The organism is Mariniblastus fucicola (assembly GCF_008087665.1).
Taxonomy (GTDB): Bacteria; Planctomycetota; Planctomycetia; order Pirellulales; family Pirellulaceae; genus Mariniblastus; species Mariniblastus fucicola.
In genome coordinates, this window is sequence record NZ_CP042912.1 from 6,169,419 (window position 1) to 6,194,667 (window position 25,249).

A 25,249-nucleotide genomic window follows, 5' to 3' on the forward strand; every position below is an offset into this window, starting at 1 on the left:
TTCAGTTTCAGTTTCAGTTTCACGCCGGCGTCATGTTGCAGCTGGAAACCACAACCACGGCCAGCAGATCATTCCGAGGAAAACTTCTGATTCAACGCCAGATAGTGCGACGTGTTCACGGCAGCTTCCCGATCTTCGAACGTTGCCATCCGGTCCTTCAACGATTCGGTGTGTCCGTCGCGAAGAATCGCAGCGGCGGCTTCCTGCATGGCGTGAATCGCGGTCCGCTGCAAGTCCCCGGGAACAATGACCAGGCTGAAGCCCAGCTTTTCCAGTTGATCGCGCGGAATTACCGGAGACTTACCGCCCCAAAACATGTTCAGCAACTTCGGACAGGTTAACTCCCTGGCAACACGTTCGACCTGTTCCATCGTTCGCGGTGCTTCGACGAACGCGACATCGGCACCGGCTTCGATGTACTGATTCATTCGCTCGATCGCACTTTCAAAACCCTCCACCGCAATCGCATCGGTGCGGGCGATCAGTACCGTATCGTCATCCGATAAAGCATCCTTGACCGCGCGAATTTTAGCGCAGTGTTCTGCGGCAGGAATCAGCGTCTTGCCGTCAAGATGCCCACAGCGTTTTGGAAAAAGTTGATCTTCGAGATGAAAGCCCGCGACCCCAACTCGCTCAAATGCCTTCGCAGCTCTACGGGCGTTAAGTGCATTTCCATAGCCGGTGTCCATGTCGGCGATGACCGGCAAGTCGACCGCATCAACGATCTGTTCCAGTCGATCAGTGACTTCTTTGGCCGACAGCAATCCGATGTCCGGCACGCCGGTGCTGCGAGCGATCCCGCCACCCGTTGCGTAAACGATTTCGGCACCGGCGTTCTGAATCAGCCGCGCTGACAAACCGTCGTAGGCGCCGGGGATATAGTAGGTTTTGCCCGTCGCAATGAGCTGACGAAGCTTGGTGGTCTTTCTCATCGACGCCCTGACAAAAAGTGCATAGGTCCGCAGCGAATACGCGGTTGATTGGCGGCGCAGAAAAGCGTCTCCAACAAAAAAGGGGACGGGCTCGAAGCCTGTTCACCGCACAGCCGCAATTCTAAACCGCACTATCGCCTGAGCCAATTGGCCATCCGCTTCAGGAACGAGCCACGCAGGAAATTTGGTGCTGGAGGACAATCCGCTGCCGCTTCAGGCGGACATACTTCCTCTTCGCAAACCACCGTTTCTTCTTCTACGACCGCTTCGTCGCCATCCGCATGGCAATTTTCCTCGACGAATTCTTGCATGAGAATTTCTGGCAACGGTGGTAATGCTGGCGATGCATCCACACATGGCTCGACGATCACCGGGCAACCGCCTTCGCCGGCCGCAAAGTCAACCGAGTATCCGCCCTGAACCGGACGGCCACTGACCAGCCAAAGCGGGTTGGCGTTGGTTCCAATCGGAATGCCGGCGTAGATCGGGCTGGATGTTGCGACATATCCTTCGACCAGTTCTCCAACGTTTGAAACGTAGATCGGAGCCAGTTTCCCGAAGCTTGGCGGGAAACCGGACGTCCCCGGGAAGCGCTCGGCGAACGTGCTGGCGGTGAAAGATTGGCCCCAGTTCAATGCGATGTTGGAAAACTCGTCATCGCCGATAGTCCACGACGCATCGCCGCTATCGATTCCATCATCAAAGTCATCCGGCTGCACTTCGGTCAACCGATAGATGCCCGCGTTTAGCCCCGTGAATGAATAATGTCCATCCACATCCGTCAACTGAGAGATGTTGACCGTGTTTCCATACACGTCGGTGCCAGTAAGAATAATCTCTACGCCTGCGATTCCGTCTTCTGTCGATTCGCGAACGCCATTGTTGTTGAAGTCGTAGAAAACGTTGCCAGAAATTTCGCCCAACGGCAAAGTCGCTGGATTGAACTGCGTCGCGTCAGAGGTCGACCCTGTGTCGCCTGGATCGTCTGGATTGGAAGTCCCCGGGTCGCTACCACTGTCGCTGAGATCGCTGCCCGTGATCGCGTTGCCGTTGGAATCAAGCAACGGATTGCCGTTTGCGTCGACTGCTGCGGCCGAGCCCGAAACCTGATTGCCGACCGTGCCTGCGATCGCCAGCGGGTCTACTTCGACAGTGAACTGGAGCGTGAAGGAATCGCCGGGAGCAAGCAAATTGGCACTGGTGACTTCCAACAGTTCGAAATCGGTCCGGCCGTCGAAGGTTGAGCTGATCGTGATACTGCTGGCCGGATCCGACGCCGGTACAACCAGCCCGAGGTTCGACGATTCGACGAACGCAGCACCGAACTGGGCCTGCAGGTTTTCCAGCAAGCTTAAACTGCCAAGAGACACAGTACCGGTGTTCTCGACGACGACCTGATAGGTGACGACGTAGTTTCCGCTGAACAAAAGTTCAGCTTCGCCAACAATCGATTTGGCGATCCCCAGATCTGCAATCAGGATGTTGGTCGCATCGTTTCCAAATACTCCATCGCCATTGTCGCTGCCGTTTTCTCCCGCGGGATCGCTGCCGTCGTCGGACAGGTCCGACGCAATCGCTGGTTGACCGTTGCTGTCGAGCATTGGCGTTCCATCCGGATTGATGCCCTGCCCTTGGCCTTGCGCCTGATTGCTGATCGCCTGTGAGACTCCGCCGGCGTCCGGGTCAATCGTGACGGTGAAGCTGACTTCAAACGAATCGCCAGGAGCGAGAACTCCATTGGCCAGCAGGTTCGCCGATGTATCGCTTGTCCAGTTCGAGTTGAGCGACGGTACCGCTCCGTTTCCGGAAAAGTTCTGTAATGTGGGAAGGCTCACAGCAACCAAAGCGTCACCAAACTTGGCCGCGACATCATCCATTAGGCCAATGCCGTTGAGCGAAACGTTGCCAAGGTTCTCCATCACCAACGTGAACGTGATGTCCCAGTTCTCGCCGTTGGCCACCGCATCCGAAGCCGCTTTGGCGATGCCCAGGTCCGCATTGTTGACCGTCAGCTCAACAGATGTTGTTTTCGTGTTGCCGGCGGCATCAACAACGGTGTACGTGAACGATTCGACTCCGAAGAAGCCTGGCGTTGGAACGAAAGTAAATCCTCCGTCCGGGTTCATTAAAACGGTGCCGTTGCCGGTCGCAATCGGGTTGCCAATCGGCTGACCATCGACATGAGTCACCGTTAAGGCATCGCCGTCAGGATCCGAATCGTTGCTCAGCACATTGCCAACATACGGCGTGTTGATGCTGGTGAAGTCGACGTCTGGTTGCAGTACTGGCGAACCATTGATCGTCGTCGTGACAGCAGACTGAGCACTATCGATGGTCGGCGAGAGCCCGGTATTGCTGGTCGGATTTGACAGTCCGATTTCAAAGTCTTCAGGGCCTTCTGAAACGCCGTCGCTGCTGATCGGCAGATTGATCACCAAGTCCGCCATCGACGCCCCGTCATTTGGAGCAGTGAACTCCAACACGCCCGTTGCCGGATCGAAAGTAACGTTTGGATTGGAGGCTGCGGCAGCTGCGATCGCGGCGAGCGTGTCTGCAAAATCCGAGTCATCGGTTTCGACATGCGTCAAAGCCAGATTCACCGAAGCCGTTTCGCCTTGCTGGAAAACGCCGCTGAGAGCGACCGTAAATGTGGCGTCGTTGCCTTCGCTCGTCATTGATGGGCCAGCGATTGACCACGCGACAGGGTCGTCGTCAACGATGGTCGTCGTGACGATGTTTTCCGTCGAAGAGATCGTCGGGCTGAGTCCTGTGGTGCTGATCGGGTTGGCTAACATTACATTCAATCGCTCGGGGCCTTCTGCCAAAATATCGCCGGTCGTATCGAGCATGAACTCCAGGTCGCCCATCGGACCGCTGCCGTCGCTGGAAAACGTCAGCGTCGTGCCGTCCCACAGAAGCGATCCGTGGTTTGTAGCGTCCGCGTTGTAATCCGACACGGCATCGGCGACCGCATCTGCAAACGTTTGAAAGTCGTTGAAGGCCGTTTCGATATTGGCCGCAGTCAACTGAACAGAAGTCGATTCGCCGGCTTGCAAGTTTCCAGTCAGGCCAACGGAGTACGTCGCGGTACCCGATTCAGCGACCGACGCGTCTCCAGTGAGAGACCACAGCGCTCCCGGTTCCGGTGCTCCACCATCGCCAACGGTATCGTTGATCGTCGTGAAAACGCTGGCCTGGCCCGACGCGATTCCGACAACGACTCCTGTCGCGCTGCTCGGGTTGGCCAGTGTTAGGTCGAAAGTTTCCGGACCTTCCAGCCAGTCATCGTCGTCCGCGGCAAGATCAATCATCAGTCCCATCAGCGTATCGCCGTCGGAATCGGCCGTGAACGTCAGCGTCGTGCCATCCCAACTGACGCTGCCAGGATTTCCGCCCGCGTTGTAGCTCGCCACGGCGTCTGAAACGGTCGCATCGAAGTCCGCATAGTCGGCGCGGTTGGTGTCAACGTCGCCCAGCAACAGTTCAACGCTGGCTTGCTGTCCGGCTCCCAATCCACCGGTTGTGGTAATGGAGTAGTTGGCCGTTCCGCCTTCGTCGACGCTGTTGTCACCCACGATCGCAAACGTCACGTCGTCCGTGCCGGCCCCGATCGTGTCGTCGATTGTCGTGACGGCGTCATCGGACTGTGGTGCGATCGAAACGGCCATTCCGGAAAGGCTACCGGCATTGGTCAGCGCGATGCGGAAGTCTTCTGCTCCTTCGGCAATCACGTCATTGTTCGTCGGAAGTGCGATCGACAACGGAGCCATCGGTCCAGTCCCATCACCGGTGAACGTGAACGTGGAACCTGCCCATGAAACTGTTCCCGGTCCGGAGTAAGACGCTACCGCGTTGTTCATCGCAGTAACGAACTGGCCATAGTCAACCGACGCAGAACTGATGTCGGAAACGGCCATTTCCACGTACGCGACTTCGCCGGCTTGCAAGGAACCTGAAAGCTGCAGCGTGTACATCCCGTCGACTCCTTCGGGAACCGTCTGGTCGACCCCGAAAGTCCAGATGGCTTCTTCCAGCGCCCCGCCGTCTCCGACAGTGTCGTTGATTGTCGTCGTCACGATGTTGGCGTTGGCATCAATACCGGTCGTGGAGCCCGTCGTGCTGGTCGCGTTGGACAACATAACCTGGTAACGCTCCGGACCTTCGAGGAACATGTCGTCGGTCGCGTCCAGATCGAATATCAAGTCGGCCATCGCCGATCCGGTGCCCGTCGCCGTCAAAGTTCCGGTTGCGGAATCAAACACCAGGTCTGCTCGAGTCGCCACGGCGGCCTGGACTGCGGCGATGAAGTTTTCATAGTCGGCCGATGACGTTTCAATGTCCGCGAGAACGATCTGCACGCTGGAATTTTCGCCAGCCTGCAATGTGCCTTGCAAAGAAATCGTGTACTGGCTGGTTCCGCCTTCGTCGACAGTGCTGTCGCCAATGATGCTCCACGCCGCAGCGTCGTTGTCGGTGATCTCGGTTGTTACGGTAACTGCCGAGCCCAACTCCGAATCGACGCCGGTGGTGGAAGAAGGATTGGAAATCTGCACGACGAAGTCTTCTGGCCCTTCCGCCAAAACGTCGTCGACAGCACTGAGCTCAATCGTCAGAGCTGCCATCGAGTCTTCGTCGGCGCTTGCCGTGAACGTCAACGTGGTTCCATCAAAGCCAACCGTTCCGGCTCCAGCATAGTTCGCGACCGCGGTGTTTACCGCCGCGATGAAACTGGCGTAATCCGTCGAAGCAGTATCGACATCGGTCAGCTGCAATTCGATCGTCGCTGTTTCGCCTGCTTGCATCGTCCCTTCGAGCTCGAGCGAGTATTGAGCGTTCGCACCCTCGGCCACGATTGTGTCACCGCTCAGGCTCCAGGTCGCCGCATCGTTGTCCTCAATCAACGTCGTCACCGAAGTCGAACCGCCAAGAGCAGCTTCACTGCCGGTTGTTGAGCCTGGATTGGAAATCGATACGGCATAGCTTTCATCGCCTTCGACCAACACATCGTCGTTCGTGTCGAGTTCGATGATTACGTCGGCCATCGGAGTTCCGTCGCTGGTGAACGTTAGCGTAACTCCATCGAAACTCAATTCGCTTCGACCCGCGATCGCATTGTTGACCGCTGTGACAAAGCTGGCGTAGTCCGAGCTGTTGGTGGCAGCGTCGCTCAAGCCCAACTCAATCGTGGACGTTTCGCCCGACTGTAGATTCCCGCCAAGCGACACCGTGTACTGAGCCGTCGCTCCTTCGGCGACCATTGCATCACCTACGATGCTCCAGGCGACCACGTCGTCATCGGTGATGGTTGTCGTCACGATCGTCGAAGCGCCCACGTTGACACCACTGCCGGTCGTCGATCCCGGATTGGAAATCGAAACGGTGAAATCTTCGGGGCCTTCTACCACAACGTCGTTGATGGCTGAGAAATTGACAACCAAGTCGGCCAGTGGATTCCCGTCGCTGGTGAAGGTCAGCGTGGTGCCATCAAAAGTCAACTCCGGCCGACCGGCGACTGCACTGTTGACCGCGGCGACGAAATTCACATAGTCCGTGGAGTCCGTATCGATGTCCGCGAGACTCAAAACGATTGTCGCGACTTCGCCGGTCTGCAGCGTTTCCTGCAACGAAATCGTGTAGCTGGCGATGGCTCCTTCGGCGACCACGGCATCTCCGACAATGCTCCAGGTGGCAGAATCATTGTCAGTGATCGTGGTCGTGACGACGTCGGATGATACGGCGATATCGCTGCCAGTGCCGGAGCCAGGGTTCGCAATGGAGACTCGGTAGTCTTCGGCTCCTTCGACCAGCGAATCATCCGTGGCGGCAAGCTCAATGATCAAATCGACCATCGGATTCCCATTGCCGGTGTAGACCAACGTCGTGCCATCAAACGCAAGGTCACTGCGGCTCGAGACGGCTGCGTTGACCGCCGCCACAAAGTTCGCATAGTCCGCGGACGTCGTGTCCACATCGGTCAACTGAAGATCAACCATCGCGGTTTCTGCGGCTTGCAAAGTTCCCGCAAGCGCAACCGTGTACCGGGCTGTTCCGGATTCATCAACCGTCGAATCCCCGACGATGCTCCACGTCGCCGTATCGTTGTCGGTGATCGTAGTGAAGACTGAAACTGAACCGCCGACCGCGATATCGCTGCCAGTGGTTGATCCGGGATTCGAAATTGAAACCACAAAGTCTTCGCTGCCTTCGACAGCGGTGTCGTCCGTGGCGGCAACGTCGAACACAAGAGCCGGCATCGGCAGACCGCTGCTGGTGAAGGTCAAGGTTGTGCCATCGAAAGCCAGATCGCTTCGCCCCGCAACCGCAGCGCTAATCGCTGTCACAAAGTTCGCGTAATCCGCGGAGCTCGTGTCCACGTTTGCCAAACTCAAATCGATCGTCGCGGTTTCGCCAGCCTGAACTTCTCCTGCGAGAGCAACCTGATACTGGGCCGTCGCACCTTCGCTTACTACCGAATCGCCACTGATACTCCAGGTCGCAGTGTCATTGTCGGCGATTGTCGTCGTCACAGCAGTCGAACCGCCCAGAGCAACGTCGCTGCCTGTGGTAGAAACCGGATTGGAAATCGAAACGCGATAGTCTTCGGAGCCTTCGATGGTGGCATCATCAATCGAATCAAGCTCGACCAACAGGTCCGCCATTGGCGATCCATCGCTTGTATAAGTCAACATCGTGCCATCGAAACTCAGGTCGCTTCGTGCAGAAACGGCTGTATTGACTGCCGCGATGAAGTCTGCGTAGTCTGACGAATCCGTATCGACGTCGGCCAAGTTTAGCTCGACCGCCGCAGTCTCACCGGCTTGCATCGTGCCGGTCAGCGTGAACGTGTACCGCGCCGCAGAGCCTTCGCCGACTGACGCATCGCCGGTAATGTCCCATGTCACAGTATCGTTGTCCACAATTGTCGTTGTGGCCAAATTTTCGGTCCCAGAAACCGTCGGCGACAGCCCCGTCGTGCTCATCGGGTTCGAAAGCAGAATATTGAAACGTTCGTTTCCTTCGACGATCGGATCGTCAACCGTGTCGAGCGTGAACGGCAGATCGTTCATCGGCCCCGTCCCATCACTGGTGAACGTGAGCGAGGTTCCGTCCCAGGCGAGCATTCCGCTGTTGCTGGGAATCGCGTTGTAGGCAGTAACGGCGTCGGCAATGGCTGTCGAAAGAACAGCGTAGTCTCCGCCGTCGGTTTCTATGTCGGCTAAAGCAAGCTCAACAGACGTCGATTCGCCGGCCTGCAAGTTGCCGCTGAGGGCGATCACAAAGCTCGCACTATCGCCCTCGTCAACTATTCCGCCTCCCGTAAGCGACCACTCGCCTCCGGGTTCCGCTGGACCTCCGTCCCCATCGGTATCATTGATCGTTGTGACGACAATGTTCTCAATCGCATCGATCCCCGCGGTGACGCCAGATGGACTTCCGGGATTCGCCAGGCGAAGGTCGAAAACTTCCGGGCCTTCGAGAAATGCATCGTCGGTCGCATCGAGTTCGATTTGCAATCCGCTCAACACATCGCCATCGCTGGTCGCTGTAAAACTGAGCGTCGTGCCGTCCCAACTGACCGATCCCGGATTGCCGCTTGAGTTATAACTCGCAACTGCCGCCGCAACCGCCGCGTTGAAGCTTGCATAGTCTGCACTGGTTGTGTCAACGTCGGCGATCTGCAGTTCAACAGTCGCGATTTCGCCGGCTCCGATCCCGCCGGTTGTGTTGACTGTGTAGACGGCAGTGCCTCCTTCATTGACTGCCGTGTCGCCAACAATGGCAAAGGTTACGTCGTCCGCACCAGCCCCAACCGTATCGTCAATGGTCGTAACGGCATCATCCTGAGTCACGTCAATCGAAGTCGCGACTCCGGTCGGGCTGCTTGCGTTGGACAACGCGATGACGAAATCTTCGGGGCCTTCAGCGAACGCATCGTTGACTGTGCCAAGCGATATCGACAAAGGAGCCATCGCTCCAGTTCCATCGCTGGTAAAAGTAAACGTTACCCCATCCCAGGCAACGGAACCCGGACCAGCGTAAGCCGCCACGGCATTGTTCATCGCAGCGTCGAAGCTCGCGTAGTCGCTGCCGACGGTGTCGATATCGGCAAGCCCAAGGTCGACCGAAACCATTTCGCCGGCTTGCAGAACGCCGCTTAATGAAAGCGAGTAGGCGCCTGAAGTGCCTTCGGGAACGGTTTGATCGACACCCAACGTCCAGACGGCTTCTTCGAGAATTCCGCCATCGGCAACCGTATCATTGATCGTCGTCGTGACCAAACTTTCGGACAGGTCGATGCCGAACGCTGCCCCTGTCGTGCTGGTCGGATTCGAAAGCAGAATTTGATAGCGCTCGGGCCCTTCGATGAATGCGTCATCCATCGCTGCCAGGTCAATCACCAAATCGGCAGTCGGCGAGCCCGTTCCTGTGGCGGTCAACTGCCCCGTCGCCGCGTCGAAACTCAAGTCCGTCCTCGATCCAATCGCAGTTTGAACAGCGGTCACAAAATTGGCGTAGTCGGCTGAGTCCGTTTCCAAATCAGCGAGATCAAGTTGCACAATCGCATTGTCACCGGCTTGCAGAATACCGTCCAGCTGAACCGTGTACCGCGACGTGCCACCTTCATCCACCGACGCGTCACCGACGATGCTCCACTCAACCGCATCGTTGTCGATGATCGTCGTCGTCACCGTATTCGGTCCTGTGATAGTGAGACTTCCACCTGTGGTTGATCCCGCGTTGTTGATCGAAACCTCGTAGTCTTCAGCTCCTTCAACCAGCACGTCATCAATCGCGTCGAGGCTGATCACCAAGTCCACCATTGGCGAACCATCACCGGTGTAGGTCAACGTCGTGCCGTCGAAAGCCAGATCGCTACGGCCTGAAACCGCCGCGTTGACTGCTGCCACGAAGTTCGCGTAGTCGGCGGACGTCGTATCCACATCGGACATTGCAAGATCGATCGTTGCCGTCTCACCAGACTGCAGCGTTCCAGCCAATGCCAGCGTGTACTGCGCCGATGCACCTTCGCCGACCGTTGCGTCGCCGATGAGGCTCCACGTCGCCGTATCGTTGTCGGTAATCGTGGTCGTCACCGAAACCGAACCACCGACGGCAATGTCGCTGCCGGTCGTCGAAGTCGGGTTAAAAATCGAGACGGTGAAGTCTTCGTCACCTTCAATCAGCACGTCATCGATCGCACCAACTTCAACCACCAAGTCCACCATCGGCGAACCGTCACCCGTATAGGTCAGCGTCGTGCCGTCGAAAGCCAGATCGCTACGACCTGAAACCGCCGCGTTGACCGCGGCCACGAAGTTCGCGTAGTCCGCGGACGTCGTGTCCACATCGGACATTGCAAGATCGATCGTTGCCGTCTCACCAAACTGCAGTGTTCCAGCCAGAGCCAACGTGTACTGCGCCACCGAACCTTCGCCAACCGTTGCGTCGCCGATGAGGCTCCAAGTCGCCGTATCGTTGTCCAGTATCGTGGTCGTCACCGAAACCGAACCACCGACCGCGATGTCGCTGCCGGTCGTCGAGTTCGGGTTAAAAATCGAGACGGTGAAGTCTTCGTCACCTTCAATCAGCACGTCATCGATCGCACCAACTTCAACCACCAAGTCCAACATCGGCGAACCATCACCGGTGTAGGTCAGCGTCGTGCCGTCGAAAGCCAAGTCGCTACGACCTGAAACCGCTGCGTTGACTGCTGCCACGAAGTTCGCGTAGTCCGCGGACGTCGTATCCACATCCGCCAAACCTAGATCGATCGTTGCCGTCTCATCAGACTGCAGCGTTCCCGCCAATGCCAGCGTGTACTGCGCCGAACCGCCTTCGCCAACCGTTGCGTCGCCGATGAGGCTCCAAGTCGCCGTATCGTTGTCCAGTATCGTGGTCGTCACCGAAACCGAACCACCGACCGCGATGTCGCTGCCGGTCGTCGAAGTCGGGTTAAAAATCGAAACGGTGAAATCTTCGTCACCTTCAATCAGCACGTCATCGATCGCACCAACTTCAACCATCAAGTCCACCATCGGCGAACCATCACCCCTGTAAGTCAACGTTGTGCCATCGAAAGCCAGATCGCTACGGCTCGCAACAGCTGCGTCGACTGCAGACACGAAGTCCACGTAGTCTGACGATGACGTGTCAACGTTTGCCAGAGCCAGCTCGATCGTTGCCGTTTCACCAGACTGCAGCGTTCCAGACAAAGCCACCGTATACTCAGCCGCAGCACCTTCACCCACCGCTGCATCACCGACGATACTCCATGTCGCCGCATCGTTGTCTAAAACCGTAGTCGTCACCGAAACGCTTCCGCCGACCGCAATGTCGCCGCCAGTTGTCGAGTTCGGGCTGGAGATCGAAACGGTGAAGTCTTCAGCACCCTCGACCAACACGTCATCGATCGCACCAACTTCAACCATCAAGTCCACCATCGGCGAACCATCACCGGTGTAGGTCAGCGTCGTGCCGTCGAAAGCCAAGTCGCTACGACCTGAAACCGCTGCGTTGACTGCTGCCACGAAGTTCGCGTAGTCGGCGGACGTCGTATCCACATCCGCCAAACCTAGATCGATCGTTGCCGTCTCACCAAGCTGCAGTGTTCCAGCCAGAGCCAGCGTGTACTGCGCCGAACCGCTTTCGCCAACCGTTGCGTCGCCGATGAGGCTCCACGTCGCCGTATCGTTGTCGGTAATCGTGGTCGTCACCGCAACCGTTCCGCCGAGCACCACGCTACCGCCCGTCGTCGAACCAGCGTTCGAGATTGAAACCGTATAGTCTTCGTTGCCTTCGACGAGCAAATCGTCAACAGCCCCCAAATCAATCACCAAATCCGTCATCACATCGCCATCGCTGGCAGCCGTAAAGGAAAGCGTCGTGCCATCAAATGACACCGATCCCGCACCCGAATAGCTGGCTACCGCAGCGTCAACGGCGGCTACGAAACTTGCGTAGTCACCGCTGGTCGTACCGACATCAGCCGGAGTCAGATCCACATGAGCAACTTCATCGGCTCCGTAAGTTCCGCTCAAGCTCACCGTGTACTGAGCCACATTTCCTTCGGCAACAGACGCGTCTCCCGCGATCGACCACTCTCCTTCGTCTGGCCCCAATCCGAAATCGACCGTGTCGTTGATCTCGGTCGTCACGCCATTCTGCGTCGCGGAAACCGAAGACACTGTTCCAGTCGTCGAACCAGCGTTGCTCAGGCCGATCGAATACTGTTCGGGGCCTTCGATGAACGCGTCATTGACAATCGCAAGGTCGATCACCAGCGGCGCCATGGCGGCCCCATTGTTAGGCGCCGTAAACGTGAGGACTCCGGTTGACGCGTTGTAACTCAGACTTGGGTCCGAAGCAGTTGCAGCAGCAATAGCCGCGTCGATGTGGCTGCGGTCGTTGGCACTGGAAGTTAAATCAGCAAAACCAATTTCAACCGTTGCCGTTTCATTGGCACCCAACGCTCCGTCGAGAGTAATCGTATACTGAGCCGCGCCGCCTTCGTCCGCCGACATCGCGCCAGTGATCGCCCATTCAACTGGATCAGTCAAATCATTGATCGTCGTCGTGACCGAGTTCGCCGACGAATCAATCGCCACAGCGGCTCCGGTAGAAGACGATTCACCACGCAGCACGATTTCAAAATCTTCGGGGCCTTCCGAGATCGTATCCGTTGCCAAGCCAAGATCAATCACCAGTTCGGTCATCGTCGCCCCATCCGAAGGAGCGGCGTACGTCAGCGTCGATAAAGCAGAATCGAAAGTCACATCCGGGTTTGCCGCGGCTGCCGCAGCCACTGCTGCAACGATCGAAGCATAGTCACCGCTGTCAGTCGTCAAATCGTTCAAGTCGATCACAACCGAGGCCGACTCGCCTTCTCCGAATTCGCCGGCAAGAGAAACCGTGTACGACACTGTCGATCCTTCGTCTCCCGACGCTGGCCCCGTAATCGACCATGTTGCCGCGTCGAGTGCTCCTCCGACCCCCATCGTGTCGTTGATGGTGGTTGTGACTGAGTCATCCGTTGCCGAAACCGACACGTTGACTCCGGTTGAACCTGTCGCATTGTCCAGCCCAACGACGAAGTTTTCGCTGCCTTCCACGAGTGCATCATCAACAAGATCAAGCTCGATGTTCAGCGCAGCCATCGAATCGCCATCAGCAATCGCGGTGAACGTCAACGTCGTGCCATCGAAAGCAAGCGAGCCTGGTCCGGTGTAGGCCAGCACCGCATCGTTGACGGCATCGACGAAGTTCGCATAGTCGGTGGGGTTCGTATCGCCGTCCGCAACGGTCAATTCAACGGCCGCCGTATCGCCGGCCCCAAACGATTCGGTCAGCGCGATGGTGTAGCTGACCATGCCGCCTTCGTCGCCGCTGTTATCCACGCCAATCGACCACTCCGCCGAAGTCGCGTCCGGGTTGATCGTCGTCGTCACGGTGTCTGCCGGATCAGTGGCCACGCATGCGTCGGTGGTGCTGGACGCGTTTGAAAGCTGGATCGAGTAGTCTTCGGCGCCTTCCAGGAAGCCGTCCGCGTTGGCATCGATCTGAACAATCAAATCCCCCATCGGCCCCGTGCCGTCGCTGGTGAAAGTCAGCGTCGTGCCGTCCCAGGCGACCGAACCTGGCTGGCCGCTGGCGTTGTAAGCCGTAACCGCACTGGCGACAGCCGAGTCAAATTCTGTGATGTCTGCCGCGATGGTGTCGAGGTGCGTCAGCGACATTTCGACCAAAGCCGTTTCGCCGGACTGCAGCGTTGCATCAATGCTGATCGTATAGTTGGTCGTTTGCGATTCATCGACCGAAGCTGCGCCCGAGATTGACCAGGTGGCTTTGTCGAGCGATGTTCCAACCGCGTCGATCGTGTCCTGAATCTCCGTGGTGACCAACTGGTCGGAGGCATCGATCACAATCGCGGCACCCGTGGAACTGCTTTCGTTGGCGATTGAGATGCTGTAGTCTTCGACGCCCTCCACAACTGAATCGTTGACCGCCAACAAGTCGATCGACAGCTCAGCCATGGCTCCCGTGCCATCACTGGTAAACGTCAGCGTCGTGCCATCCCAGGCGAGTGATCCGGCGCCCGTGTAAGCACTGACAGCCGTCGCGACCGCGGTACTGAAGGAATCATGGTCGCTTGCCGATGACGTGTTGTCGGCAATGGAAAACTCAACCGATGCCGTTTCTCCGGCTTGCAAAGTTCCGTCGAGGTTGAGATTGTAGGTCGCTGCAGCGCCTTCGTTGACCGTTGGCGCGCCGACGAGACTCCAGCTCGCAACGTCGTCATCAGAAATCGTCGCCGAATCAGAACTGTTCGCCGCGTCGATTGAAATTTGCGAATCGCCAGAACTAATCGACGTCAGTGTTACGACGACGTCTTCGACTCCTTCGACAACGGCATCATCCAAAACAGACACATCGATCAACGCCGAAACCTGTCCAGCCGGAATCGTAACGCGGCCCGCAAGCGTCGCAAAGTCCGCTCCGTTGCTGGCCGCACCGGAAACCGAATAGGCAATCACGGTTGGTGAATCCGAAGGCCCGCTCATCGTAACCGTAAACTGTCCGTTGTCTGACGGTTCACCGGCAACCGCATCGTTGGCCACAATCGATACGATGGCAAGGTCATCATCTGTGATCGTTCCGGTCGCCACATCGGTCGTGTTGCCAACCAGTCCGGATACAACCGATGCAATCGAAAGCTGCATCGTTTCGGTCGATTCAAGCGTCAGGTCTTCCGTGGTCGCCACGCGAACCTGAACAGCGGTGGAGTTCGCAGGGATCGTGACTTCGGTGCCACCGACTGCAGGAAGCCAGTTGGTGCCTCCGTCGATGGAGTACTCAAAGGCCGTCGCGTTGTAGTCGCTCGAAGCATTCGCCGTCGTGTCGCTGGCTGAAAAATCCAACACAATCGGCTGGCTTGATGGATTCGAAAGCGTCACATCAAAGACCAGCGGATCGCCTTCGGAAGCCGTTGCATCATCGATCGTCACGTCCGGCGCCGCATCGTTGTCGATGATCGTGCCCGTTCCAACCACCTGAATATTCGTCGTCGTACCCGCGGCAACATCGACAGTCAGTGAATAATCTTCATCCGGCTCGTCGATCAAATCGTCGGCGATCGGCACCCGAACTTGAACGAAATAGTCTCCCGCTGCGATCGTCGCCGTTGTCGCATCGACCCAGCTGACTCCATCGAAGACCTGTAAATTACCGGCTCCGCTGGAACCAAAATCGACACCTGACCCGACTGCGGAACCGTCCGCCAGCGACAGACTGATGTCGACATTTTCATAGCTGAGATTGGACAATTCAATCGTATAGATCGCGAAATCATCGGTTCCTTCGATTGCCGTGACATCGTTGATGGAGACTTCCGGAATGTCGGCCGCGTCATCGATCAACGTCGTGACTTCGTCTGCAGACGTATCGATTCCAATGCCTTCAAACCCGCCGCCGGCGACACTGTCGATCGTAACAACGATGGACTCGGCAGCCTCGTACAGCGAATCGTCCACCGTCGGAAGCGTGAATGTTGCACTTGGTGAACCAGCCGGAATCAAAACCGTCGAGACTCCTGTAAAGTCCGTACCATCGGCGGCGGTTCCGCTATAGGTCAGCGTAACGGTGACGTCTTCGGCCGCATTGATCGACGCGGGTGTCGGGTCGGTCAGCGAAATCGTATAGTCCGTCGTTGTGTCGCCTTCGACGACGGTCCCGGGGCCGGTCAGCGAAACCAGAATCGTTTCAGGATCGGTGGTGTCGTCCTGAATGGTTCCGATGCCGGAGTCCGATGGGTTGGAGGTCGTCCCGCTCAACGTTGTGGCGGTTACGACAAAGGTCTCGACAGGTTCGGCCAGAGAGTCGTCGATGATCGGAGTCCGCAACAGGATCGCCGTCTCGCCTGCCGCTATCGTCGCAGCCGTTGCCGGCATCCAATTCGTCCCGTCGAAGACTTCCAGTTCTTCGGTGCCGATAATTCCGTAGTCGACCTTTTCACCATCTGCCGTGGAACCCGTGGCACTGATACTGAAGTCGATGTTTTCGTAAGTCGGATTGCTCAATTCAACGGTGAACTGCGCGAAGTGGTCGGCCCCCTCGGAGACGATCACATCGGTCACCATGATTTCAGGAACATCGTCGTCGATAATGTCCGTGGTGACTTCGAAGTCCGATACCGAAATCTGGAGTGCTTCCAAAGATCCGCCAGTCACATTGTCGATCGCCACCGTGAAGCTTTCGAGAGGCTCGCCAAGCGTATCGTCGATCGTCGGGATGTCGAAATTGACCATCGTCGATCCAGCCGGGATCGTCACCGAACCGATGCCCGTGTAGTCGCTGCCTCCACTTGCAGTGCCCGTGTAGACAAACGTCACTGTCACATCGGTCAAAGGAACGTTGTTGATCGCGACCGTGTAGGACGCCAGATCGCCTTCGGTGACACTGGTCGTTCCGGTGATGCTTACTTCGGAAGGATCTGGAGTTGGATCATCAAGGATCGTACCAGTTCCCGTGTCTCCAGAATTGAACGTGGTGCCGCTGACCCGGGCGACGACCAGCGAGTAAGTCTCTCCTCCATCGATGTACGGATCGTCAACGATCGAAGTGCGAACCTGAAGCGAAGTGGCTCCTGCGGCAATCGTTACGTTGCCAGAAACGGGCTGCCAGGCGGCGCCGTCAAAGTACTCCAGCCCCGGACCAAAGTCATCGGTTGCGACCGCAGTCACATCGACCAACGACAACGTCAGCTCAACATCTTCGACGCTTGGATTGGAAAGGCTGATCGTGAACACGGCGTGCGAGTCGGTGTCCTCAGTGGCCGTGACATCGTCAATGCTGATCACCGGACGGTCGTCATCGGTACCGTTGGGTCCGGCTCCATCGTCGAAGATCGTGCCGACACCCTGAGCATCGGTAATCGTTCCGCCGCTGGCGTTGGAAAGATCAACATTGAACGTTTCCGGGCCTTCGTAGAGGTTGTCGTCGGCGATCGTGATCGTCAACGTTTGCGTCTGTTGACCGGCTGCGAAATTGGCCGTGCCGGCCGCGGAAGTAAAGTCAACGCCGCTGGTTGCCGTTCCGCTGGAAGTCGCCCAATCAACGGAGACTGCACCCGTCGGGGTTTGATCCAGCGAGATCGTGAACGTCATCGTTCCACTGTCTTCATCGACTGAGACGTCGTCGATCGAAATCAGCGAAATGTCATCGTTAACAATGGTTCCCGTACCAGTGTCGCTGGCGCTGGTCACCACGCCACTGACGACGGTGGCTGCAAGCGTAAACGTTTCATCGGGCTCAACATCGCCGTCCTGAACCGAATCGATGCGAACTTGCAACGACGTTTCGCCCGCGGGAACCGTGATTTGAGTTCCAGAAACGGCGGCCTGCCATGCTGTGCCGTCGAAGTATTCAAAGTTCGTCGTTTCGAAATCAGTCGCCGCGGTGGCGGAACCACTTGCTGCAGCCAGATCAAGCACGATGTCTTCGAAGGAAGCGACGTCCAGCGAGACCAGAAACTCAACCGAACCGCCTTCGGTCGCCGAACCGTCACCAATCGAAACGGTCGGTGCAGGAGTATCATCAACAATCGTGGTCGTGACACTGGCTGCCGAACCGAGTGTGATTGTTTCTCCGGTCGTGCTGGCCGGATTGGAAAGAGAGATCGCAAAGTCTTCGTCGCCTTCGTAGATCGAATCAGGATTCGTCGGCAAGCTGATATTCAAGCCCGAGGTGACTCCGGTTCCGTCACTGGTAAACGTCAGCGTTGTCCCATCCCATGCGAATGAGCCCGGCCCGGAATAAGCAGCGACGGCGGCGGTCACAGCAGCATCAAGCGTTCCATGATCGGCCGCAACCGTATCCACATCAGCCAACGCAAGATCCACCGAAGCAGTCTCGCCGTCGCGAAGAGCATCCGAAAGTGTCACCACATACGAAGCGCTGTTGCCATCGACAACCGTCGCGCCACCGCTGATCGTCCACTGTGCCGATTCCGCGTCGCGAATGACAGAAATGGTGCTGGTGGCAAGGTTGCTGTCGACGTCGCCATCGTTGACGCAGACTCCAAAGATTCGATCTGATTCCGTTGGCAGCGCCGAATCATTTCGATACGTCGTATCGCCAAGAATCGCTTCGGCTTCCACCGTGGTCATCTCGCTTAAGTCAGAGCGTGTGATGTCGAAACGGGACGTCGCGGCAACGAAACTGACGTCGTAGCTGATTCCGCCGACGTTGATCGTGGTCGTCGCATCGGAGGTCGCGTCGAGCTGAAAATCTACGCCGCCGACCGTGAGGAATTCTTCTCCAGCATCAACAATCGTAGCTTCGTCGACATCGATCTTCAAAGTCGGGATCGTCGTGTCGTCTTCGTCGATCACAGTCGCCGCATCCGTCAGGCTAACCGGCGAACCGCCTTCGGCGAAAGTATCGGCATGGTCCAGACCGCCACCGGCGCCGTTGAGATCCACCGCTGGAGGATCGTTGACGGGCGTGATCGTAAAATCGACTTGTCCGCTATCGGTGTCCGTCCCGTCGGTAATGTCGTAGCTGAAACTGCCCGCAGCAGCCGTCGTGAAAATGTCTGGAGCGTCGTAAACCAGGCTGGTCAACTGAGCCACCGTCAATGTATCACCGCTGTTGACCGCCGTAATTCCGTCGGCGAGAAAAACCGTGCCCTGCGTTGGCAAACCGGTCACCGTTGCCGTCAACGTATCACCATCGATGTCGGTTGGCGGACTCAGGGCCAGCGGATTGGCTGTCGATTCTTCTGCTACGGAAATCGAGTTATCCGTCGCAACTGGAGGATCCTGCAGCGGATTAACGTCGACCGTCATCACGTTAGGCGACGTCTGATAAAGCGAACCATCGCTGACTGAAAAATCGAACGTCGCGTAGGCTGGCCCAAAGTCATCCGGATCGGGCACAAACAGAAGCCGACCATTGTTGATATCGGTCAGCGAAATGACCTGTCCGGCAACAACGGGATTGCCTGCAATTAACAGCTGACCATCTGCCGGCAGCGAATCAATGCGAACCGTGACCAGCGCGTCACCTGCGTCCGGATCAGCGAACGCAAAATCGGATGCGGCAAAAACGTAAGCACCGTCTTCATCGACTGACACTGTTTCGTCCGCCGATGTTGGCGGATCGGAGACAGGAACCACGTTGATCAGAACTGTGCTTGACGCGGTCCCGCCGTTGCCATCATTGATCGTGTAGTTGACTGTGTCCGATCCGTGGAAATTCGCGTTGGGCGTATAGTCGATCGTCCCATCAGCATTGATCACCACGGTCCCATTGGCAGCCACCGCAGTCGTAACGGTCAGCGTATCGTTGTCCGGATCACTGTCGTTGGCCAGAATATCAATGTTGGGCAACGTGACATCTTCGTTCGTGCTGCCGCTGTCGGCGTTGGCAACCGGAGGATCTTGCACGTTAAGGACAGTGACCGTGACCGTCGCGCTGCTGGTTCTGCCACTGGCGTCGGCAAGCGTGTAGGTAAACGTATCGCTGCCAAAGAAATCAGCGTCCGGAGTGTAGTCAATCGTGCCGTCAGGGTTGACCAATATGGAACCGTTGGATGGCGGCGTGGTTGACTGGATATTGTAAGCACCGGTGAAAGGCAAATTATCGTTTGCCATAACGTTGATGTTGACCAGCGTCTCTTCATCCGTGGTCTCTGCATCATCAACCGCATTCAACGGACCGGTGACGGGTTCTGAGACTTCGATGTAGGCCGTTGCTGTGTCGAAACCGCCGTTGCCGTCACTGATTTGATAGACAAACTGATCGGTCCCCGAAAATCCGGTCGCAGGCGTGTACGAGAAAGTCCCATCGCTATTGATCGTGACCGAACCGTTGCTCGGACCGGACACAGGCGTCGTGTTGACGGTCAGGGCATCGCCATCCTCATCAGAATCGTTGACCAACAATCCGGTGCTTGCAGGGACGTTGAGCGTCGTGTTGCCCAGCACGGTATAGTTGTTGTCCACCGCAACCGGGACGTCATTGACGGGTTTGACGATGACATCAAAGGTTGTCGAAATCGAATCGGTATCCGTGACGCCTCCGCCGACATCCTGCCAGTCAACATCCAGATCGATCGTAAACGTTCCGGACTCGTTTGGATTCGCGCGATAAACCAAAAGGGATTGATCCCAGGCGGTAATATCCACCGACTGGACACTGGATGTCGCGGTGAAACTGTTGGTGCCATCGCTGATGGTGTGGCCAACCGGAATGCCGGACAGCGCCATCGACGTCACCGTTTCGCTTCCGTCCTGGTCCACGAAGTTCGGCGTGATGTTGGCCGAAATCGGAATGTCAGTGTCTTCATCGCCGCAGGCATCCGCGATTCCGGTAAAGTCAATCGGATCGATTACGGCCTGGATTGTCACTGCCGTTGCTTCTACTTCATCGCCGATGCGCAGGTTTACTTCGACCGGATTGGTTCCCGAAAAGTGCTCTGGTGGAATGTAGGAAAGACCGGCCTGGGCTTCGGCGATCGTCATCTCCCAATTTCCTGTCACGGGATTGAAAGTTCCCTGGCTAAACGCGCCACCGTTGGTAAAGCCACTGATCTCGAACGGAGCAGCCCCATACCATTCGATCTGGGCTCCGGCAAAATAGTCTCTGAAAGTCTGGGTTCCGTCGCCGCTACTGACAGACAGCTCCAGCGTGTCACCACCGTTGACCAGGTTGAAAGCCGCCGTACCAGCGAACTCGTCATTGAAAGGTGGCAGGGAAGCATGGTTGCTGATTGAATTAGGATCGTCAAAGAACGCGGTCCCAAAATCGGTTTGGTCCCAGCCCACCAGATCAACAACATTTCCGGCTCGCACCATGTAGATGGATCCGCTGCTGATTCCGTTGACCAGATCGATGACCGCGAACGCCGCACCCATATTTTCGTTGGTGTTGCTGGTTGAGATTCCGTTCGCGGTCAGGTTCATGATCCCCAACGTCGCATTCTCGGGAATGTCAAACGCCAGCGTCGACGCAGGATTGCTCGGATCGGAGTTCCACAGACCGTAGGCTGTCGACTCGCCCAATTGCTCCGCAGACGAACCCGCGTCCTTGCGGTCGTAGTACTCCACCGTCACCAAACTGTTGAAGCTGGACGCAAACGTGTTGTTGCGATTGATGATCAGATTGCCGCTTCCGTCGACATAAATCTGGTTATCGTTGAGCAACGAAGCCGCTTCGGTTGTGTCGCCAATGGTGGTGGCAGCATCGAGAATCGTACCGATGGCCGCCGACGAAACATCATAGTTTTCGAACGCGTAGTTGATAACGCGATCGTCCGTTTCACCGCGCTGCGCAGCAACGACTCCGGACGCCTGCAGCGTCGACAGATCCAGATAGATGCGGCTGTTCCCTTTGTATTCAACCTGCGAATCGGAAGACGTTGCCGCGTCGGCAATATTGATCACCACAAAGTCCGCGTCGGCAGGAATGGCCAGCGATGCATTTGACTGATCACCATCTTCCAGCACCGCCGTTGCCGTCTGGATGAACTCCGAACTGCTTGTCGCATTGGTCAGAAACTCGACGTGGTAGGCCGTCTGTAGTTGATGATTTTCGACGATCGTCAGCACGCCGTCCACGATCGAGAAAGTCGGATCAATTCCGTCGTTGGCATCTCCGGTCACCGTTCCGCCACCGGTGAGAATTGAACTTCCCAGCGGCGAACCGCTCCAACCGAACTGGTCGCTTCGACTGGGTCCCTGATCGATCAGGTGCCCGATGTAGCCGTTGGAAGTCTCCGTTCCGAGGTCGATACTCGCGTAGAGAAACTGATAGTCATCGTTCTGATCGTCGCGGGTGGAGGTCCCGATATCGCGAGTCGAATAGCCCGTGATCTTGATCCCTGTCGTACCCGCCGGAATCAGGAAATCCGTCGAATCCGTGCCCGCGGTGCTGCTGCGGAACCCGGTGTCGGTGGCAATAATATCGCGCAGCGGCCCTCCATCGGTGAGCGATGGCGCAAGCACCAGGCCCAAATCGATGGCCGAATCTTCAGGACCACTGGCTGTTGGGAAGACTGAAAAATTGTCCAAAACCACTTCGGTTGCCAGCCCGAAATAGTCACCATCGCTGAGGTCGACCTGGTGAAAGTACACCAGTCCGTTGGCTGCGTCGTAGCCGCTGGCGACAAGCGTGGTCGTGCCAGGTCCGTCGGCGAGATCTGCCTGATCCGAGACAATCAATCCGAACTCCGAAGCGATCGTCGCATTAATGCCGGGCACGCCGCTGACATCAAAGACGAATGAAGATCGTCCGACGTCTCCGGTTTCGTTGAACTGCCAAACACGCTCCAACATCTGTCCGACGCGGGACGGCGTATTGATCACCGTCACGGCTTCCGGATTCCCGTTGTTGGAAAGAGTCACTGTGCCGGAACCACCAAGTTCGGCGTCCTGAACGGTTGCAATGCCATCGGTGGCTTCCACCATTAACGTTCCGGACCAGGAGGCGGCCGAGAGCGAAATGGTTTCTACTCGTCCGCTGCTGAACTCAAGGTTCCAGTTCGCCGAACCGTCTTCGGCAACTCCTGTCACATCGACTGAAGCAGCCACATCGGCGCCCGTCACCAAGCTGACGGTGCGGATTAGCGATTGGCCATCGGAGTTTCCGGCAAGCTCGCAACCGTAGAGCAAAATGTCGGCGTCCTCGGTGAGCGCGTTGGACCACGAAGCAAGCTCGTCGAGATAACCGTTGACGGTTTCGTTTCCGAGCACACTGGAACCGAGTGCGACTTTCCCGGCTTCACCGTGCGAAAGAATATGAATCCCGTCGTATCGGCCTTCGGTCTGATTCAGCAATTCCGTGATCTGTTGGACACCATCTTCGCCGGAACGGATATACCGAATCTCAAAGCTGCTGGATTTGTTGGACTCCAGCAATGAGAGCAGCAGTTGTTGGCCGTCCTCGACACCTTCGTCCACGAAAATTAGCTCGCGCGGCGCGGCATTGTCGGACAGAACGATGCTTTCGAATTGCGCAGTTTGCACCTGCCCATCTTCAACGACTGGAAGAATGAACGTTGCGTCGGGCACGCCGTCAAACAGAACCCTATCTTCGAGGCGTTCGAAAATTGATGGCAGAAAAGAGGAAGGCAGGTGGGGCGAATGCATCCTTGACTCGCAAACTAGATGAAGGTGCACGTCGAGCGCGCATGCCTTCTCTATCGGTAAGCCATCAGGAAACCTTTGGACCGCCGGTGCCAATCAACAAACACGGAATTCTGGATGCAGTCGTTCACAAAGCAATAAACGGTTGTTCCGAATTGATCAATTTCGACCCCTCGATTGACGGTGTTTTGGCATTCGTGGAATTGCCTTTGCGGGGCGACCCTTACCGGGCAGGAACGACCGACAGGACGCTCAGTACATTGCAACCAGCAATACTGGCAAACTTTAAATCGCGCGAGCGGCTGGCAAAAATATACCAAGTGTCGAATTCGAAACTTGCGACTGGTCGCGTTCAGTCGTTTGCGTTCCCCTGCCATGTCTTGATGTTGCGCTTACCTTTCTCAAGCTCGCGTTGCCGACGTTGATAATAGTCGTGCGAAATCTGTTCGGCTTTCGCGCGATCGGTGTCGTCGTAGTCCCAAAACTCCTGCACGACTTTTTCGCATTCGGGATAGTGACTGCCGTCGTCGCCAACGTTGTCACGAAGCTTGGCCAAACGATCTTTCAGCGTTTGAACCAGTTCGGCATTTTGCGGATCGTCGACGATGTTGTTCATCTCTTTGGGGTCGTTGACCAGATCATAAAGCTCCCAACCCGGAGGCGTTTGATAGCCGCCGTCGTAGTTGCAGCCGTAGTAATAAATCAGCTTGTGAGTTTTCGTGCGGATTCCCATGTGGCCTGGATTGTCATGATGAGCCATGTGCATCCAGTATCGATAGTAGGCCTCCTGTTTCCAGTCATCAGGTTCGGCGCCCGTTTCCAGAATGGACTTGAAAGAACGCCCCTGAACAGAGTTCGGAATATCGGCATCGGCGAACTCCAACATGGTCGGCCCGTAGTCCACGTTTTCGATGATCGAGTCAATCTTCTGGCCTGCCGGAACGGACTTTGGATAGCGAACCAGAAACGGCATACGCTGTGATTCTTCGTACATCCATCGCTTGTCCTGATAGTCATGCTCACCCAGCATAAATCCCTGGTCGCCGGTGTAGATGATAATCGTGTTGTCCAGCTGACCGGTGACTTCGAGGTGCTTGAACAGGCGGCCAAGATTGTCGTCGATGCCTTTGACACAGCGAAGAAATTTTTTCAGGTAGGCGTTGTAGGCCAGGCGTTTGTTTTCTTCTTCGCTGAAGTTTGCCGGATCAAAATCTTTGGGAAACTCGTTCGGATACAGCTTTGGCAAGTCGCCGAGATACGAGCGACGCGGATTGCGGCCACCGACGGACGTGCCAATGTGCTTTAGTAATTCATCGCCGGCGCCGCGAGTTGCCATCGAACCAAAGTTTTCACCCTGATCCCACAGTGATGCGGGCTCCGGGATATCGATGTCGGCCAGGTAGGATTCGTATCGCGGCGCGTTGTCAAAATAGTCATGCGGCGCCTTGTAGTGGTGCATCAGAAAGAACGGCTTTGAATCGTCACGTGACTTCAGCCAATCCAGTGTCAGATCCGTGATCGCGTCAGTCGAATGCTTGTTGGGAAACGAGATCGTGTTCTGGCCCCAGGGTTTTTCGCCTCGCACACGGAACGTCGGACCGTGGTACTTTCCCTGGCCGGGCAGCACGCAGTAGTGATCAAAATCAGCGGGTTCGACTTTCAGATGCCACTTGCCAATCATCGCCGTTTGGTAGCCGGCTTTCTTCATCTGGATCGCCAACATCTGTTTGCCAGGCTCAACTTTGCCCGACAGATCAAACGAGCCGTTGATGTGGTTGTACTGGCCGGTCAGCACGCAGGCGCGTGACGGACTGCAAATAGAGTTCGTGCAGAACGCGTTGGTGAACAGAGCGCCTTCGCGAGCCAGTCGATCGATGTTCGGCGTCGGTGCGACTTTCGCCAATCGGCTTCCGTAAGCTGAGACCGCGTGCGCGGCGTGGTCGTCGGACATGATGTACAAAATGTTCGGGCGTTCGTCAGCCATCGCGTCAACCGGAACGTGAAGACCAATAAGTAAGAACCAGGCGACCAAGGCTGTCTTGATTGGATACATGTTTGCTTTCAACGGAATCAGTGCGTTACTGATTCTATTATTGCCGCGATTATCCGTGGAGTCCTGCCAACAACGACACAGATCGCTCGCTATTGCCAAAAATCTGCCTTTACGAAATGTAT

The 25,249-nt window shown here is 56.7% G+C and carries 3 protein-coding genes; all 3 read right to left on the reverse strand.

What is annotated here, in order from left to right; translation table 11 throughout:
* Positions 1 to 68: 68 nt before the first annotated feature.
* Complete coding sequence (locus MFFC18_RS23190; protein ID WP_075082766.1) at positions 69 to 932, reverse strand: isocitrate lyase/PEP mutase family protein; 864 nt, start codon at positions 930 to 932, stop codon at positions 69 to 71.
* A gap of 131 nt (positions 933 to 1,063) precedes the next feature.
* The gene (locus MFFC18_RS23195; protein ID WP_148619076.1) at positions 1,064 to 23,077 is read right to left on the reverse strand and encodes a Calx-beta domain-containing protein; all 22,014 of its coding nucleotides are present in this window, start codon (positions 23,075 to 23,077) and stop codon (positions 1,064 to 1,066) included.
* 349 nt (positions 23,078 to 23,426) lie between these two features.
* Complete coding sequence (locus tag MFFC18_RS23200) at positions 23,427 to 25,160, reverse strand: sulfatase family protein (protein ID WP_075082816.1); 1,734 nt, start codon at positions 25,158 to 25,160, stop codon at positions 23,427 to 23,429.
* Positions 25,161 to 25,249 lie beyond the last annotated feature (89 nt).